The 17,088-nt window shown below is 56.6% G+C and carries 14 protein-coding genes; 9 read left to right on the top strand and 5 right to left on the bottom strand.

Annotated elements, in window-relative coordinates:
- Positions 1-6: 6 nt before the first annotated feature.
- Complete coding sequence (locus tag Pan97_RS24650; protein WP_144977462.1) at positions 7-387, bottom strand: hypothetical protein; 381 nt, start codon at positions 385-387, stop codon at positions 7-9.
- Between the two features lie 90 nt (positions 388-477).
- Entirely contained in the window at positions 478-756 is a 279-nt protein-coding gene (locus Pan97_RS24645; RefSeq protein ID WP_144977459.1) for a hypothetical protein, read from the bottom strand.
- A gap of 367 nt (positions 757-1,123) precedes the next feature.
- Here Pan97_RS24645 and Pan97_RS24640 point away from each other — a divergent pair, with 367 nt between their 5' ends.
- The 3 genes from Pan97_RS24640 to Pan97_RS24630 all read left to right on the top strand — a co-directional run bounded on the left by Pan97_RS24640 (position 1,124) and on the right by Pan97_RS24630 (position 3,249).
- The gene (locus Pan97_RS24640) at positions 1,124-1,612 is read left to right on the top strand and encodes a chemotaxis protein CheD (RefSeq protein WP_144977457.1); all 489 of its coding nucleotides are present in this window, start codon (positions 1,124-1,126) and stop codon (positions 1,610-1,612) included.
- A 204-nt stretch (positions 1,613-1,816) separates the two neighbouring features.
- A complete protein-coding gene (locus tag Pan97_RS24635) occupies positions 1,817-2,890 on the top strand; it encodes a DUF1559 domain-containing protein (protein WP_144977455.1) in 1,074 nt (357 codons plus the stop codon).
- Positions 2,891-2,892: 2 nt separating this feature from the next.
- Entirely contained in the window at positions 2,893-3,249 is a 357-nt protein-coding gene (locus tag Pan97_RS24630; RefSeq protein WP_144977453.1) for a hypothetical protein, read from the top strand.
- Here the strand turns inward: Pan97_RS24630 and Pan97_RS24625 are convergent.
- Both Pan97_RS24625 and carB read right to left on the bottom strand, forming a co-directional pair.
- Positions 3,246-4,025: a class I SAM-dependent methyltransferase gene (locus tag Pan97_RS24625; protein ID WP_144977451.1), complete on the bottom strand. Its 780-nt coding sequence runs from the start codon at positions 4,023-4,025 to the stop codon at positions 3,246-3,248. The two genes, Pan97_RS24630 and Pan97_RS24625, sit on opposite strands and share 4 nt — an antisense overlap.
- A gap of 285 nt (positions 4,026-4,310) precedes the next feature.
- The gene (gene carB, locus Pan97_RS24620; RefSeq protein ID WP_144977449.1) at positions 4,311-7,586 is read right to left on the bottom strand and encodes a carbamoyl-phosphate synthase large subunit; all 3,276 of its coding nucleotides are present in this window, start codon (positions 7,584-7,586) and stop codon (positions 4,311-4,313) included.
- Between the two features lie 541 nt (positions 7,587-8,127).
- Here carB and argH point away from each other — a divergent pair.
- The 4 genes from argH to Pan97_RS24600 all read left to right on the top strand — a co-directional run bounded on the left by argH (position 8,128) and on the right by Pan97_RS24600 (position 13,921).
- A complete protein-coding gene (gene argH, locus Pan97_RS24615; RefSeq protein WP_144977447.1) occupies positions 8,128-9,516 on the top strand; it encodes an argininosuccinate lyase in 1,389 nt (462 codons plus the stop codon).
- 76 nt (positions 9,517-9,592) lie between these two features.
- The gene (locus Pan97_RS24610) at positions 9,593-11,797 is read left to right on the top strand and encodes a HEAT repeat domain-containing protein (RefSeq protein WP_144977445.1); all 2,205 of its coding nucleotides are present in this window, start codon (positions 9,593-9,595) and stop codon (positions 11,795-11,797) included.
- A 106-nt stretch (positions 11,798-11,903) separates the two neighbouring features.
- Positions 11,904-12,890: a sigma-54 interaction domain-containing protein gene (locus Pan97_RS24605; RefSeq protein WP_241676453.1), complete on the top strand. Its 987-nt coding sequence runs from the start codon at positions 11,904-11,906 to the stop codon at positions 12,888-12,890.
- On the top strand, positions 12,887-13,921 hold the full coding sequence (locus tag Pan97_RS24600) for an endonuclease/exonuclease/phosphatase family protein (RefSeq protein WP_144977440.1): 1,035 nt from the start codon (positions 12,887-12,889) through the stop codon (positions 13,919-13,921). The genes Pan97_RS24605 and Pan97_RS24600 overlap by 4 nt, the downstream gene beginning before the upstream one ends.
- Here Pan97_RS24600 and Pan97_RS24595 read toward each other — a convergent pair.
- Positions 13,918-14,850, bottom strand: coding sequence for a metallophosphoesterase family protein (locus Pan97_RS24595; RefSeq protein WP_144977438.1), 933 nt, complete (start codon positions 14,848-14,850; stop codon positions 13,918-13,920). The two genes, Pan97_RS24600 and Pan97_RS24595, sit on opposite strands and share 4 nt — an antisense overlap.
- Positions 14,851-15,088: 238 nt before the next feature.
- On the opposite strand from Pan97_RS24595, the gene Pan97_RS24590 reads away from it, so the two are divergent.
- Both Pan97_RS24590 and Pan97_RS26960 read left to right on the top strand, forming a co-directional pair.
- Complete coding sequence (locus Pan97_RS24590; protein ID WP_144977434.1) at positions 15,089-15,751, top strand: DUF2179 domain-containing protein; 663 nt, start codon at positions 15,089-15,091, stop codon at positions 15,749-15,751.
- 135 nt (positions 15,752-15,886) lie between these two features.
- Positions 15,887-17,020 carry a peptidylprolyl isomerase gene (locus tag Pan97_RS26960; protein ID WP_196782211.1) on the top strand — a complete coding sequence of 378 codons (1,134 nt, stop codon included), beginning with the start codon at positions 15,887-15,889 and terminating at the stop codon, positions 17,018-17,020.
- The last annotated feature ends 68 nt before the right edge of the window (positions 17,021-17,088 follow it).

Genomic DNA, 17,088 nt, shown 5'->3' with positions numbered 1-17,088 from the left:
TTGTGCTCAATCAGGCGTCTCTGATTTTCTACGATTAAGATACCAGCGAACGATACGCTGGCTGGCTTGCAATAAGGGCGCTCGAAATACGACCAGAATGCACCCGAGCACGCCTCCAGTTAGCAGCAGCCCAAGCTGCCGGTGAAACAGCACCAGCATCAATGCCCATAGGGCCAATGCGATCGACCACCACCAGGGAAAGTTCTTGATGGTTAGCGCAGCCAGTAATGTCGATGCACCGAGCACGGTGCCCGCGATCACGGGAATGAGAAGAGAGCCCAGCACGGACGCCTGATCGATGGCCACGCCCAGAATTGGGATGACCAGCATAAGCGCCAAAAGAGTCAACCAGCCCCACGCGGCCCAGGAGACCTTCTTATCGGCCATTCGCTCCCCCGCGCGGAAAAAGAGAGTGTCAGACCTCTCGGCGAAACTTCAGGAAGAGAGATCTATTCTGAGGCGGTACGGGCTTTTCGCTTAGCCGAACTTCATCGTACGGGCTTCGCGTACGGCACGTGCTGCGTTGTCGGCGAAGTTGTCGATCTGGTTCAATCCGCGCAAGAGCATGGCATGGCCATCGATCACGACTTCATCAATGTCGGCGTCATCCAGCGTGCGAGCCAACTGCGAAATGCGTCCCGCTTGCTCACGCAGGCGTTCCACGACATTGCTCATGCGATCACTGTCGTAGGGCTCTTTGCGGGGAACTCGTTTATTAGCGTCCGCAGCCGACGCCTTCGCCTTCTTTTTGGCCATGATTCTTCTTTATGAATGCGTAAAAGGGTGAACAAGCGGAGGTTATCAGAGGCTCAGCAAGTTGTGAATTATTTAGTACCAATTAATCAAAGCAAAGTCAACTTTTCGGTAGAGGAATAGCAAGATATCGCGGAATTTCAACGGAGACATTTTGGCCCGGAAAGCCAATTCAGCTGGCGGGCATTTAACCCGCACAAGTGATTCGATCAGAATAATCGCTGTGTTTGGCAGATTAGGCTGTTCTCCCAGGACGGGAAACGGCGAGAAATTCTCATCAGTTGTCCCCTGCCGGTGATCGTAAGCTAGATTTAGACGCACCCCGTATCCGTGTGGGGCGCGATTGCCGAATGGACAGGGACAACGCGAAATGGCTACCGCAATCCTTAGCAAAACCTCGATCCGTGTGCCTATGGCCGGGATTGTTGCCTCCTCTGCACCCAATGTGCTGGAGACGTTGCTGGGTAGCTGCGTCGGTATTTCGCTATGGTGTCAGGAGACGCGTCTCGGGGCCCTTGCGCATGCGATGCTCAGCGACAGCCAAGGTTGCACCAAACAGCCTGGCCGCTTTGTCGATACGGCTATTCCCGAGATGTTGGACCAATTGGCCAAAAACGGCGCTCGACGTCGAGCGATCGTCGCCAAGATTACTGGCGGCTCGAATATGTTCAAAGTTTCGAGCTCTTCCCATGAAGTGGGTCGTAAGAACATCGACAAGGCCTGCGAGCTTTTAAGACTCCAGAAGATCCCCATCTTGGCTCAGCACATCGGTGGATCGAGTGGCCGAGTCATCTATTTCGATCTCGAAACAGGCGAGATTCGGGTCAAAGTCGGCCTCGAGTTTGTCGCCAAAATCTAACCTCGCCTTCCCGGCTTGAGTATCCGCAACCTTCGTTCCAAGGCGATAGCCATACGAGCAGTTTTTGATTAACCAAAAAGCATTGTTTGGCTATTGACAAACGGGTGCTGTCGGCAGTAGATTTTTGATTAGTCCAAAACTAAAATGATGCTCTCAAAAAAATGAACTTTGATTTTTGGCAATTGCTGGGGAAGGTCTGCTCAAATGAATAATTCGCGTCGTGGGTTTACCTTGGTCGAGTTGTTGGTGGTTATTGCCATCATCGGAGTGTTGATTTCCTTGCTATTGCCGGCGGTGCAGCAGGCCCGGGAGGCGGCTCGGCGGATGCAGTGCACCAATAACCTCAAACAGATCGGGCTGGCCATCCATAATTATGCTTCCACCCATCAAGTCTTTCCCTCGGGATACGTCAGCTACAAGACGCGTGATGGCAACGGGCCGGCCTGGGCTTCGATCGATTCCGATACATGGGATGCCGCCCCTGGTTGGGGCTGGGCCGCATTGATCCTTCCCTTCATGGAGCAGCGCACCATTACTGATTCGCTGAATATGAGACAGCCCATCTGGGATTCGGCGAATCGGCCTTTTATCAACACCAAGCTGGAAGCCTATCTGTGCCCATCGTCCAGCGGCGAGCACGATCCCTTTACGGTTCGTGATAGTTCCGGGAATGCCTTATCGCGGTTTGGCAGTTCGATTGTCGTAGGTCGGTCGCATTACATCGCCAGTCATGGGCAAGAGTCGTGCTGGGGAGACTGCGGTTCGTCGGCCAGTGGCCCGGTGTTTACCAATATCTATACCGGTGCCACCACCACGGTTCAGATTCATGGTGATGCGTCGAAGGTCGCCGACGGGCCATTCTACCGAAACTCGAAGGTCGGCTTTCGTGATGTTACCGATGGAACGACCAACACCCTGTTCATCAGCGAGCACTCCTCGAAACTCAGCGACAAGACTTGGGTCGGCGTCATTCCTGGGGCATTCACGCACCCACGATACTCCACGCCTGAAAATGGTCCCGATGCCGCGGCCACGCTCGTCATGATGCATGTCGGACCATCCGGCGGCGAACTCGACATTACCGGCGATCCCATCATTCATCCCATTAACTTCCCGACGCTGCACGTGGGGCAGATGTACTCCGAGCACCCAGGCGGCGGGAATGTTCTATTCGGCGACGGCTCGGTCAGTTTCCAGCCCGAAACAATCGACCTGATTCTGGCCGCTGAAATGGCGAGCATGAACGAAGGGGAAGTCATCAAGTCGAGGGGATTCTAAGCATGGATTTTTCCAAAGGAACTTTGGCCGGTATTGGGGTCGCGGCCGTGCTGATCGTCGCGGTAGTCATCTACTGGCTGACGCGTCCGACCTTCGGCGAAATCAGCCGGAAAGGATACGACTATGCGATGGCGTTGGGCTCGGCGTGCAACGGAAAAGATGAGGCCAAGGTTGCTAAGATCACGCAGATGATCGACCAGTCTGCGCAGGATGGCGAACTGCAATCCTACGAAGCAGCCTGGCTAAAAGGGATCGCCCAGCAGGCCAGCGACGGGCAATGGGAGTCGGCCTACGCCTCGGTAAGGAAGTTGATGCAAGAGCAAACTCAAGCCGCGACGCCACTGCCTGAGCTCGACTAATGTTCCGGCTTGAGGGCTCGGGTCATCAGGAAGGTGTCCAGGTAGCGGGAAATCAAATCGTCCTCGCCCCAGCGATCTTCCAGCAGTTCGACCAGGTGAAACCCGGCCGCCATCTGACCGCCAAGCTGATCTTCTAGCGTGTGTCCAAAAGCGAGTGGTTGCGTCTTGAGTACCTTATCGAGTTCCTCCGGACTCAAGTGGGTCATGTCCGCGTAGGGAATCTTGTGACGCACGACCAACTCAGCGCGCTGGTCCTGGGCAGCTTCATCGAAGATAAATCGCACCGGATTGCAAATGCCGGCCAAAAGCGTCCCGCCAGGGCGAAGCACACGAAATGCCTCGCGCCACACCGGCAAAATGTTCTCGGCAAAGCAGTTTGAACAAGGATGAAAGATCAGGTCGAACGACGCATCGGCGAAGACGCCGAGATCCGCCATGTCTCCTTGCACGGTCTTGAGTGACAGCCCTTCTCGCTCGGCGACAAGCTGGTCTTGGCCGAGCTGCTGGGGTGAGTTGTCATACACCGTCACATCCGCCCCGGCCGCCGAAAGGGTCGGCCCTTGCTGCCCACCGCCCGAGGCCAGGCACAAAATCTTCACGCCGGAAAGCTCCTCTGGGAACCAGTTTCTTGGAACGCGTTTGGTCGGCGTAAGCCCCAGCGACCACTCCCCTGCCCTGGCCTGGGCAATCTTTTCAGCGGGAACGGGAATCGTCCAGCGATCTTCTTCCTGCACCAGGCGATTCCATGCTTCGCGATTGTGCTTGAGGATGTCCATGGTCAGATACCTTGAAGTGCGGATTCAGTGAATGCGTTTGGCGGCGTTCAGAAGCGTAGAATTTTGGCAACAACTCTCATGTGATGAGACATAAACACGCTTTAAAGGTTCTCTCTATTACGCGTTCATTCGTTATCCACACGATAATTGTAAGCTTTCACTTGGAGTTGCATCGAACCCGCATGTTGTGGTTATTGAAGAATGTGACTGGCCAAGAAATAAAAAACGCCAGGGCATTTGTTGACTGCCCTGGCGTCTGTGATGGTTCACTGCGGAAACGACATGTTACGTCGTCTGATGAATCTTCACCTGCTTGAAGCGGTCTTGCAGCGATTCGACTTCCATCTCTTCCTGCCGCAGCGCTTCCATCGCCTTGGTGGCGGCTTCGGCGGCTTGGATGGTGGTGATGCAGGGGATGCCATGTTGGACGGCGGCGGCGCGGATGCGGCCTTCGTCGGTTCGGGCACCTTTGCCGTTGGGCGTGTTCATCACCAGGGAAACGGCACCGTCGATCATCAGGTCCAGCAGGTTCGGGTGACCTTCTGCCAGTTTCTTGATCCGCTGGGCAGGCACGCCAGCTTCTTCCAGTCGGCGGGCCGTACCGTCGGTGGCGAGAAGCTCGTAACCCATGTCTCGCAGACGGGCCGAGATGTCGGCGATCTGATCCTTGTGACGTCCGGAGACACTGACAAAGATCTTGCCGTCTTCCGGTTGCGGAAGCAACACGCCGGCGGCCAGCTGGCACTTGGCGAACGCCAGGCTGAACCGTTCGCTGATCCCCATCACTTCACCGGTCGATCGCATTTCGGGGCCGAGCACAATGTCGACGCCAGCGAACTTGCGGAACGGGAAGACCGACTCTTTGATCGAAACGTGTGCCGGGATCGGTTCGCCGGTGATGCCTAGTTCCGGCAGCGTGCAGCCCGTCATCACCTTGGCGGCGATCTTAGCGACCGGCATGCCGGTTGCCTTGGCGACAAACGGCACCGTCCGGCTGGCACGAGGATTCACTTCCAGGACATAAACGTTGGTGACGCCATCTTCCTGCTTCACGGCGAACTGAACGTTCATCAGGCCCACGACCTTCAAGTACTTCGCCATGGCGATGGTCGCCTCGCGAATTTCCTGCACGATCGGTCCCGGCAAGCTGTACGGTGGAATCACGCAGGCCGAGTCACCACTGTGCACGCCTGCTTCTTCGATGTGTTCCATCACGCCCGAGACGATGACGTTCTCGCCGTCGCTGATGCAGTCGACGTCAACTTCGGTAGCATCTTCCAGGAAGCGGTCGATCAGCACCGGTTGTCCCTGGGCGACCAGAAACGCTTCGGCCACGAATCGCTCGAACTGCTTGTCGTCGTAGCAAATCTCCATCGCGCGGCCGCCGAGCACAAAGCTGGGGCGAACCAGTGCCGGGTAACCAACCTTGCTTGCTTCAGCACGGGCCTGGCTCATGTTGCGGGCAATCGCGTTGGCTGGCTGCTTCAGGTTCAAGCGATTGAGCAGCTGCTGGAACTGTTCGCGGTCTTCGGCGGCATCGATCGTATCGACGCTGGTCCCGATGATCGGCACGCCAGCGTTGGCCAGACCGCGGGCCAGGTTCAGCGGCGTCTGACCGCCGAACTGAACGATGACGCCATCGGGCTGAACGACGTCGCAAATGTTCAAGACGTCTTCGGTCGTCAGCGGTTCAAAGAACAGCAAGTCGGAAGTGTCGTAGTCGGTACTGACCGTTTCCGGGTTGCTGTTGACCATCACCGATTCGATGCCTAGTTCCTTCAGGGCAAATGAAGCATGGCAGCAGCAGTAATCGAACTCGATCCCCTGGCCGATTCGGTTAGGACCGCCACCCAGAATCATGATCCGTTTCTGTTCCGGATTCTTGGCAGGGACTTCGTTTTCGATTTCGTAGGTCGAGTAATAGTACGGCGTGTAGGCTTCAAATTCAGCGGCGCACGTATCGACCGACTTGTAAATCGCGGTGATGCCGCGTTTCTTTCGCTCGCCGCGGACCTCCATCTCACTACTGTGGAGCAGGGTCGCCAGTTGGCGGTCGGAGAAACCCCAGCGTTTGGCTTTCAAGAGCTGCTCGTCGGTGATTTCGCTGATCGAACCAATCGCGGCCAGTTCGTCTTCGTATTCGACAAGCTGCATCATCTGATCGCCGAACCACGGGTCGATGCCGGTGATATCGTACAACTGGGCGACCGTCATGCCAGACTTGAGTGCGTAGCGGATGTACCAGGGACGCTCGGCATTGGGCTTCGAGAGCTTCGCGCGGATTTCGTCGTCGGCTGGCTGTTCGTCCGTACCCCACAGGTCTTTGCCGTCGCAGCCGAAACCGAAGCGGCCCACTTCCAGGCCACGCAGCGCTTTCTGGAACGACTCCTTAAACGTGCGGCCGATTGCCATCGTTTCGCCGACGCTTTTCATCTGAGTGGTCAGCGTGCTGTCGGCCTCGGGGAACTTCTCGAAGGCGAAGCGAGGAATCTTGGTGACGACGTAGTCGATCGAAGGCTCGAAGCAGGCCAGCGTCTCGCGGGTAATGTCGTTGGGCAGTTCGTGCAGACGATAACCCACGGCCAGCTTGGCGGCGATCTTGGCTATGGGGAAGCCGGTCGCCTTGGAAGCCAACGCCGAGCTGCGGCTCACGCGGGGGTTCATCTCGATGACGATCATGCGGTCTGATTTCGGATCGCAAGCGAACTGAATGTTCGAGCCGCCAGTCTCGACGCCAATCTCGCGAATGACCGCCAGCGAGGCGTCACGCATGCGTTGGTATTCTTTATCGGTCAGCGTTTGGGCCGGGGCGACGGTGATGCTGTCGCCGGTGTGCACGCCCATCGGATCGAAGTTTTCGATGGAGCAGATGATTACGACGTTGTCGTCGCGGTCACGCATCACTTCCATCTCGTACTCTTTCCAGCCGATGATCGATTCTTCGATCAGCACTTCGGTGACCGGCGATTGATCGAGACCGTTGCGAACCAGCGAGTCGAACTCTTCACGGTTGTACGCGATGCTGGAGCCGGAACCACCCATTGTGAAGCTGGGGCGAACGACCGCCGGCAGGCCCACTTCATCCAGCACGGCCCGAGCTTCGGCAACGGTATGGACCGTGGCCCCCTTGCAGACTTCCAGACCAATCTTGCCCATGGCCTGCTTGAATTGTTCGCGTTCTTCCGCCTTGGCGATGACGTCGGCCCGGGCACCGATCATTTCGACGCCGTACTTTTCCAGAATTCCGTGCTTGTCGAGATCCATGGCCAGGTTCAGCCCTGTCTGGCCACCTAGCGTGGGCAGCAAGGCACATGGCTTTTCTTTGGCGATGATCTTTTCCAGGATGTCGACGGTCAGCGGTTCGATGTAGGTCGAATCGGCCGTGTCCGGGTCGGTCATGATGGTGGCTGGGTTGGAGTTGACCAACACCACCTCGTAACCTTCTTCTCGAAGCGCTTTGCAGGCCTGGGTGCCGGAATAGTCGAACTCGCAGGCCTGACCGATCACAATAGGACCGGAACCAATGATCAAGATCTTTTTGATATCGTCGCGTCGCGGCACTGGGGGTTCTCGTACTTGGCTGAAGTGAGGGCGGTGACAGGCGCGCACTGACCCCTGTCTTCATGAACTTGTAGTGCAAAATCCCACCAATTTAACCGCACGATCGACGCGATAACAAGGGGCGCGACCTTGGCATTCAAAAAAGCGCCGTCGACCAATTCGCGTCCATTTCCACTAGGTTGACGCCAGGGGAGGCGATTCTGCCGAGACAACTGATTACGTCTTGGGGGTTTAGGCCGATTGATGGATCCGATGGATTCGTCTTCACGCAATTCGGAAACGGGCTGCGTCGAACGTGGGCAGTGACTTGGCGAGACAGTTTGCGGGAAATAACACGATGTCCTAGAAGCTTCCAAATTTCCCAGGATTGCGCGCATCATTCCGGCTGTATCGATCAAAGGATGCAATTTCGTTTGTTGCGATGCTTAATAACTGCGCAGCCCCTAGTGTGACGCGTTGACAGTAGTTTCCGATCCACTTAGCATTTAAGTGGTTTACGATTCTCTGTACACGCCAACCCTTGCATAATTCTGAGGCAACCTTGTCCCGGAACAGTCCCTCTCAAAGTGGAGTGTTTCACTCCACAGTCGACTCTCGGGTCGAAAAGTTTACCGAAAGCATCAGCTTCGACCACCGACTGTACGCCCAGGACATCCGCGGTTCGATCGCCCACGCCGAGATGCTTGCCGATGTGGGTGTGTTGACTAGTGAAGAGGCAGCCCAGATCACCACGGCCCTTGCGCTGATTAAGGGCGAGATCGAAAACGGTGACTTCCAGTTCGATGAAAAGCTGGAAGACGTTCATATGAACATCGAGAGCGCGTTAGTCGATCGCTTGGGAGATGTTGGGCGCAAATTGCACACCGGCAGGAGTCGAAATGATCAGGTCTCGACCGACGCCCGGCTTTGGATTCGCGATTCCATCGACGAAACAGATCGATTGCTAAAACAGTTGCAAATCGCGTTCGTCGGTCGCTGCGACGCGGATATGGACATTATTTTACCAGCCTACACGCACATGCAGCGGGCACAGCCGGTGCTGGCCCCGCACTATTGGCTGGCTTACACCGAGAAGTTCCAGCGCGATCGCGAGCGTCTGGCCGACTGCCGTCGTCGCGTCAACGTATGCAGCTTGGGCACCGCCGCTTTGGCGGGCACCACCATTCCGATCGATCGCGAAAACGTAGCCAAGCGGTTGGGATTCGAGGGAGTTGCGGCCAACAGCATCGATGTTTCCAGTGATCGGGACTTCCTGGTGGAGTACGCGTTCGTCCTGACAATGATCGCCGAGCATCTGAGCGTCTGGGCCGACGAATGGGTGTTGTGGTCGAGCGTGGAATTCAAGTTCATCCAGGTTCCCCAGCAGTTCTGCACCGGCAGTTCGATCATGCCGCAGAAGATTAACCCGGACGTCTGTGAACTTATTCGCGGGAAAACAGCTCGGGTGATTGGGAACTTGCAGTCGCTGCTGGTCCTCATTAAGGGACTGCCGCTGGCCTACAACCGGGATCTGCAAGAGGACAAAGAGCGTCTGTTCGATTCGGTCGATACGGTTCACCGGTCCTTAGACCTGACCGCTTCGATTGTCGAAGGCGCGACATTGAATACGGAGTCGATCAACTCGCGGCTGGAAGACGGCTTCCTCGATGCGACCACGCTGATGGAGTACTTGATCGGCAAAGGGACTCCCCAGCGAACGGCCCATCATCAAATCGGCAGCCTGGTAGGCAAGGCCATGGAAAAGCGATGCCGTCTGGCCGAATTGCCGATCGAGGATTTTACGGCCGTTAACGATTCGTTGGATAAATCTGTTTATGACGTCTTGGGAGTGGAGCGAGCGGTTGCTGCATTCCGAAGTTATGGCTCAACCTCGCCTGACATGGTGAAAAAGCAAGTGGTTCGCTGGAAGGAGCAATTAGAATTGAGCTGACCGCTCAGGATTGTTTCTTGCCAAGGAACGGGCATTTTCGTCCGAAATGCCACCCCACTAACCTTGCGAAAATCAGATGCAACGTTTTCCTAAGATTGCTTTTACGATCGTGCTTTTTGTTGGTTCGGTCATCGCCTGCGATGCCCTGGCTCAGCAACCGGAACAGCCTGCGCCTGCCGTTCCCGTCGATACGGCTGCGATTCAAGCAATCAAGGAATCGAATCCGACCACGGCCGAGCAACTGATCAATGCGGCCATTCTCTCGGCCGATCTTGGTCGAGGTGACTTAGGCAAAGCCTACCTGAACAAGCTGATTCAAAACGATCCCGCCGAAGACGAAGTTTTGGCTGCACAGCAAAAGCTGGGCACAGGGCGGATCTTCCGCCTGCAATCGATCGATTCCCTGCAGCCGGAAGGGGCCAAAGCAGCTACGATGCTGCTGACGAAGCTCGATACGTACTTCAAAGATCCGGCGCGGCTGAATCAGCTTGTCGATCAATTGATCGATAAGGACGAGGTCGTTCGCAAGCAAGCCGCCCGGCAATTGATGAACGCTGGTGCGGCCGCCGCCAATCCTCTCTTCGCCGTGCTGGCCGACCCAAGCCGAGACGCCGTTCGCCCGGCCGCCAAGCGGATGCTGGTTCGTCTTGATCGGTCGATTCACGGTCCGCTTCTCGCCGCTCTCGACAGTTCCAATCCACTGCTGGTGGCTCAGTTGGTTGACGTTGCCAAGGAACTGGACTTGACCCAGGCCACGCAATTCCTGGTGGGGGCCTATGTGCTGACCGACGACGATCAACTGCGATCGGCGATCGGTGAATACCTGGATGCCACGGTCCAATCGCGACCGACCGAAGAGGACGTCAAAGCCTACCTGGCCAAGCGGGTCAAGATGTATCTTGGCGAAGGTCCTATGTTTGCGGTCAACGAAGATGGCCTGGTCGACCTGTGGACGTGGGATGCCGCGAAGAATCAAGTCGTCATGACGCCTGTCCCATTGGCCGATGCGGAAGTGATTACCGCGGGGCAATTGCTTCGTGATCTGTATGCCATGGACGAGACCAATGCGGACGTGCAGGTTCAAGCGGCGCTGGCCGCCATGCAGCGTATGGGTGTCCTCGGTGAGACCGACGCCGTACTCCAGAAGTTGGTCGACCAGCATGGTGTCGAACTGCTGCAATCAGCCCTCACCAAGGCCCTGGAAGATCGTAAGTTCTCCCAGGCCGCGGTCGTTGCCTGCGAGCAGATCGGCGCGACGAAGAACGCGGACCTGCTGATTGCATTAGAAGGAAAACTCAGCCCGTTGGCTTCGGCGCTGCAGTCTCCGGTTTATCGTGTTCGCAGGGCTGCTGCGAAGGCGATCCTGACGATCGATCCCAAGACCCCCTACGCCGGTTCGGCGGAACTGTTGGATACGCTGGGCTTCATGGCCTCGGCCCAGGGGAAGCGGAATATCCTCTTGGGTGAGCTTCATCAACAAAATGCCCAACGCATGGCCGGCTTGTTGTCAGAACTTCAACTCGAACCGGTCGTCACGCCCGGGGGCCGGGAATTCTTCAAAGAGGCTTATGCCTCGCCCGACGTCGAAGCCATCTTCATCAGCAAGCCATTGGCTCTGCCAGCGATGATGGAGACGGTTCAGATTCTTCGAAAAGATCGCCGAACGGCCGACTTGCCGATTGGCATCATCGCACCGATTGGTGAAGTGGTTCATTATCAACTGCGAACCAAGGACGATCCCCTGACCGTCGTCATGATTCGTCCGAACGACATCGAAGGCTTCGTCTTTCAACTGAAGCAGCTTTATCTTTCCCAGGGACGATTGCTGGTTCCAGCCGACGAACGCGAAGCCGATGCCGAATTCGCGATCGCCGAAATCAGCCGCATGCTTGATGCTGCCGACCAGTATGACTTCTACAATTTTCTGAAAGTCGAAGAGATTGCCGTTCGCCGTCTGATGGACCAGAACGTCGCTGCGAATGTTGCCAAGCTGCTTGGCAAACTTGGTACGCCGGCCGCACAGACCGCTTTGGTGGATTATGCCAGCGACCCCTTTAACCCTGTTGCCCTGCGTCAGGCATGTGCCGATGCGTTGAAGGCTGCGATTGAACGTCGCGGTATACTCCTCACCAAAGATCAGATCGTCGCCCAGTACGACCGCTATAACGCCTCGGAGGAATTGGACTCCGAGACGCAGGCCGTGCGAGGCAAAATTCTGGACATCATCGAGGCGCCGACCCAAGACGTTCGTTTCGACCAACCGGCCAAGATCGGCCCGTAGGTTAGCAATGGGACTGTATTCCGAAACGACTTCCAACTACACGCAGGACTACGCACCCCTAGGGTACGAACCGCCCATCCCTGGCCTGATTGGATCGAGTAAGGCCATGGGGGACGTCTATCGTCTCACGCGTAAAGTTGCCCAGACGAATGCTTCGGTGCTTCTGTTGGGGGAAACAGGTACCGGTAAGGAAATGATCGCCTCGTCGGTGCACCGCCTGAGCCAACGTGCGTCAGGCCCGTTCGTGAAGGTGAACTGCGGTGCTTTAAGTGAAAGCCTGCTCGAAAGCGAACTGTTCGGTCACGTTCGCGGGGCGTTTACCGGGGCAATCGGTAATCGTACCGGTCGTTTTGAAGCAGCCCATGGCGGCAGTATTTTTCTCGACGAAATCAACTCTACGACGCTGCACCTGCAGGTAAAACTGCTGCGTGTGCTGCAAGAACGCGAATTCGAGCGCGTCGGTGACACGGCCACGATCCGGGTCGATACCCGCGTCATTGCGGCGAGTAACCGACACCTGCTGGAAGAAGTCGGCGAAGGGAAGTTCCGCGAAGACTTGTACTGGCGGCTCAATGTCGTTCCGATCCGAATTCCACCCCTGCGCGAACGCCGCGAAGACATCCCGGAACTGGTCGCCCACTTCCTGAACGTCTATAGCGAAGTCAACGATCGCCACGTGGTTCACATCCAGCGCGAAGCGATGGAAGCACTGCAGGACCACAACTGGCCAGGCAACGTTCGCGAACTGCAGAACTACGTTGAACGCGCCGTCGTTCTGGCCGAAGGGGACGAACTGGCCATTGACCTGCTACCGCCTGAGATTCGCAGTGGTGATAACCGCTCGGCGATGAGTCTCGGCCGCGGTGTGGCCGACTTCGATACGCTGGCCTTTGAAGTCGTTCAGCAGGGCCTGCAAGATGCCGATCCGGAAGCGGAAGACCTGCATTCACGCGTAGTTAATCGCGTTGAGAAAGAGCTGATCGTGCAGGTCATGTCTTCGTGTGCCAACGTCCAAACCAAGGCCGCCACACGCCTGGGCATCAACCGCAATACGCTTCACAAGAAGCTGAAAGAGTACGAGATCGAATCGTGATCGCCGGTGAAACGACCGAGTCACAAGCTGCGAGGTCGTGGAAGCAATTCCTTATTGCTCGTCTTTGGCGTTACTCTTGCTTGTTGGTCGTCCTGCTTGCAGCGGCAACTCTTCTATCAGGCTTTGCTCGCATCTATTGGATCTGGGATCTTCTAGCGAACCTACGGGTTCAGCAAGCTCTTGTGGCCTTGGTTTTGGTGGCCATCTGTGCGATCTACCGACGGTGGGTCTGGCTTTCCGTTCCCGTGGCTTGTTTCCTCGTGCATGCGCCATGGTTTTTGCCTGGGTTAGAACGTGTTGGCGGATCGCCCGACCTCCGGCAAGTGATGAAAGTTTCGGTTGGTAACGTGCTCTCGAGCAATCGAAACTTCGACCTGGCACTAACGGAAATCCTGCGTGACGATCCCGACGTCTTCGTCGTGTTAGAAATCGATTCCGCGTGGGCGGCGGAAATTGAAGCGGCCACGAAAGCAGATTACGCGTACCAGGTCGTTCATCCGGACGACCGGGGGAACTTTGGCATGGGGCTGTACTCGCGTTACCCCATCACGCATTCGCGAATCTTTCGCCTGAATGAAGGGATTGCTTCGATCGAAGCCGTCGTGGATGTGAAAGGAGCGTCATATCGAGTCATCGGAACGCATCCATTGCCCCCAACGGGCGACCGCGGCTTTCGCTCGCGCAATGAACACCTGCGAATGTTGGCCAGGAGAGTTCAAAACCCAGAGCCGGAATTCGAGGGGCTGCCGACGATCGTCCTGGGCGATTTCAATTTGACCCCCTGGTCTCCCTTCTTTCATGACTTTGAACTAGCCAGCGGTTTGCGAAGAACCGAGCTTTCATTCAACGTGACCCCCACCTGGTATGTCCTGCCGCTCTTTCCGCTGGGCCTTTCGCTCGATCACGTTTTTATCAGCGATGACTTAACTTACTGGGGGCGAAGCGTCGGCGGTCCGATGGGCTCCGATCACCGCAGCGTGACGGTCACGGTCAGCCGAGTTGCCCGTGGCGAGGGAGACTTCTCGGATTAGCTCCAAGCGTGCCGCTCGTGCGACCAGCTGCCATCGGGGTAAAGCTTCAATTCGATCCAGCAGGCTGGACAGCCCAGGTATTCTTTTCCGCCCCACCAGTTCCCGCTGACCGCTCCACCGCAGATATACGTCGTATCGTCGACGTCGACGCGATCGACCGTGTGCATGTGTCCGCTCAGGCACAGCTTCACGCGAGGGTGCTTGCGGAACAGGGTGCGCAGGTCGGCCAGTCTCTGAGGCGACCATCCCGACGGCACGACGTATCCTTTGCCCAGTCCCTTGTCGGTGGATGGTTCGTAGAAGTGCGTCACCGACATCAATGGTGCATGGGTGACGACGCAGGCTGGCTTGTCGCTCTTGGCAAGTTCTTCCTCGAACCACTTCCACTGAGCCTCGTCGATCTCGCATCCCTGATACTGGAACGTATCGAGCAGAAAGAACTGCCAACCGCCATGCTCGGCCGCATAGTATCTTGACGGCATGCCGAACGTTTCGACAGCGCGCTTCTTTTCCTGGTAGCTTTCCGGTTGGTCTTTGGCGTGGTCTTTCCAGCGGATGTCGTGATTGCCGATGCAACTGACGCTGGGCACCATCAGCCGGTCGATGACGTTCTCTTTCCACTGCTGGAATTGGACGTCGGTCTGTTGGTCCGATTGGCCCCCATCGACGGCCATGACGTTGTCTCCGCCAAAGACGAACAGCCCAGGGGCTTCTTCGCGGGATTGGATCTCAGTCAGGAGCCGTTCGACCTTCTTCATGACTTCTCCGTTGCCGGCTGGCTGATGGGTATCGGTCAGGAAGGCAGCCGTGAAGGGGCGATCGGTTGTCGAAGCAGTCGAGTTGGATTCCTCGGCCAAGGCAATGCCGCCGGTCATGGCCAGGCTGCCACCAAACAAAGTCTGTAGGAAAGAGCGACGTAAGAGAGACATCGGGACCTCCGATCGTTTTAAATGGATTGAGACGGGCTGAATCGAACCGTTCGCGCCGGCGCCAGCCAACGGTGTCTGAAGCGCGATTCTAGTCCCCTTTTCGACCCTTTCGATGAGCAGTCGACCATTTTGCGGACATCGAATGGCGTTCTTACTCAATGCGCACAAATTTCGAAAAACTTCTTACTCTGGCAGGTCGCGGTGAACCGTTGGATACGGGTGGCCGTCTTCCGAAAACATGCCCGGTTTTCTGCTATCCCCGGACGACCAGGCCGGCGATAGAATATGTCGCTTCAATTTCGGTTCACACCCCATCGGTCGTCGTCAAATGGAATGGCTTTCGGAACTTTCTCCCTGGGTTTTGGCGCTGTTGATCTTCCTGATTCGGATGGTCGACGTGTCCATTGGGACCTTGCGCACGATCTGTGTCGTTCAAGGGCGGATGGGCCTATCGGTCATGTTAGGGTTCTTTGAAGTTCTGATTTGGATCGCAGCCCTATCGCAGGTCATCATGGGAGTCTCGGACAGTCCCATTTTGATGGTCGCCTATGCCGGTGGATTCGCGTTGGGGAACGCCGTTGGGATTGGTCTCGAGCGACGATTGGCTTTGGGTTCGGTGGTGGTTCGAATTATTGCCCCGGAAGAAGATGCCGAAATCGTGAGAGCCTTGCGGAAAAGCGGCTATCGGGCGACGACCTTCGAGGGGGAAGGTGTCGAAGGTCCGGTCGATCTGATCTATGTGCGTTGCTCGCGACGAGAGGTCGGCAAGCTGCTGAAGATCGTGAAGTTTCTCAAGCCAGACGTCTTTTACACGGTCGAGCCGGTCCAGGAGCATAGCGAGCGTTTCGCCGAAGCCTTGCCGCACGTGACCGGTTGGCGTGCGGTCTTCAAGATGAAGTGAATTCCTGGCCGTTACCTACCTAAACTGGCTTACCGCTGCTTGACCCCTGGCCAGCGGTACTAAAGAATCGGGAGATTGAGTTCGCCCCCCCAGATGCGCCCTGACAGGGCTTGCAGTGAAATAGGAGTTCGTTGAATGCCTGCCCGAATGTTATGTTTCGCCTTACTGTTGATTGGTTTCGTTCCCGCCACGCTCTTGGCCCAGGCTTCGGACGGGGCGGCAGCCGAGGCCGAAGCGCCTGCCACTGCTGGGGAAAAAGACGATTTCGACAAAATGATGGGGGAGTGGAAGGTGATCATCACCGAGCTTCGCCGGATTCAACAAGCCTATCGACTGGCACCGGAGAAAGACCTGCCCAAGCTCCGCAAGGAGTACAGCGAAGTCCTGGATCAAGGGATGGCTTTGTTGCCGAAGATTGAGGATGCCGCGGTTCAGCGTTTGAAAGCCTCGCCGGACGATCAAGACGCGAAGCTCTTTCTGGCTAAGGTCTTGGCCGACGCCCTGGAAAAGGATGACTACCCACGCGGTTATCGCCTGGTCCACCTGCTGCTGGACAATGGGTTCGACGAAAACGAACTGCTGGCCGATCAGGTCGTCGCCGCCTTCGGGACCGACCACTTCGAAGAAGCTGAAACGGCATTCAAGAAGCTGAAGGAAAAGATGCTGCCGATCGATGATCGCGTCGGCCAGAATGGAGTCATGGCGACCGAGCTTAAGGAAAAGTGGGCCCGCGAGGAAGAACTGCGGAAGAAGGAAGCCGAAGCGGACGATCTTCCCCGCGTGAAGATGTCGACCAGCCAGGGAGACATGGTAATAGAACTTTACGAGAACGAGGCACCCGACACGGTCGGCAACTTCGTGAATCTGGTCGAGAAGAAGTTTTACGATGGCCTTCCCTTCCACCGGGTTCTACCTCACTTCATGGCTCAAGGGGGCGATCCCCAGGGAGATGGAAGCGGCGGACCTGGATACCATATCTTCTGCGAATGCTACAACAAGGATGCCCGAGATCACTTTTCAGGCACCCTCAGCATGGCTCACGCTGGTAAGAATACCGGCGGGTCCCAGTTCTTCCTGACCTTCCAGGCAACGCCGCATCTCGATGGTAAGCACACCGTGTTTGGCCGCGTGATCGAAGGGAAGGACGTTCTTTCCAAGCTCACCCGTCGCGAACCTGGCGGACTTTCGGTACCGACTGCCGATCGAATTCTGAAGGCCGAAGTGATCCGCAAGCGCGATCACCAGTATGTTCCCAACAAAGCGCCGTAGAAACACAATCTGCGCGAAGTCGTATGTGTGCGCAGGCTGCGCTAATTTCTATTTTTACGGCCATGTTT

The organism is Bremerella volcania, assembly GCF_007748115.1.
GTDB lineage: Bacteria > Planctomycetota > Planctomycetia > Pirellulales > Pirellulaceae > Bremerella > Bremerella volcania.
The sequence above is the reverse complement of the archived record's forward strand: the minus strand, read 5'-3'. Positions and strand labels throughout refer to the sequence as shown.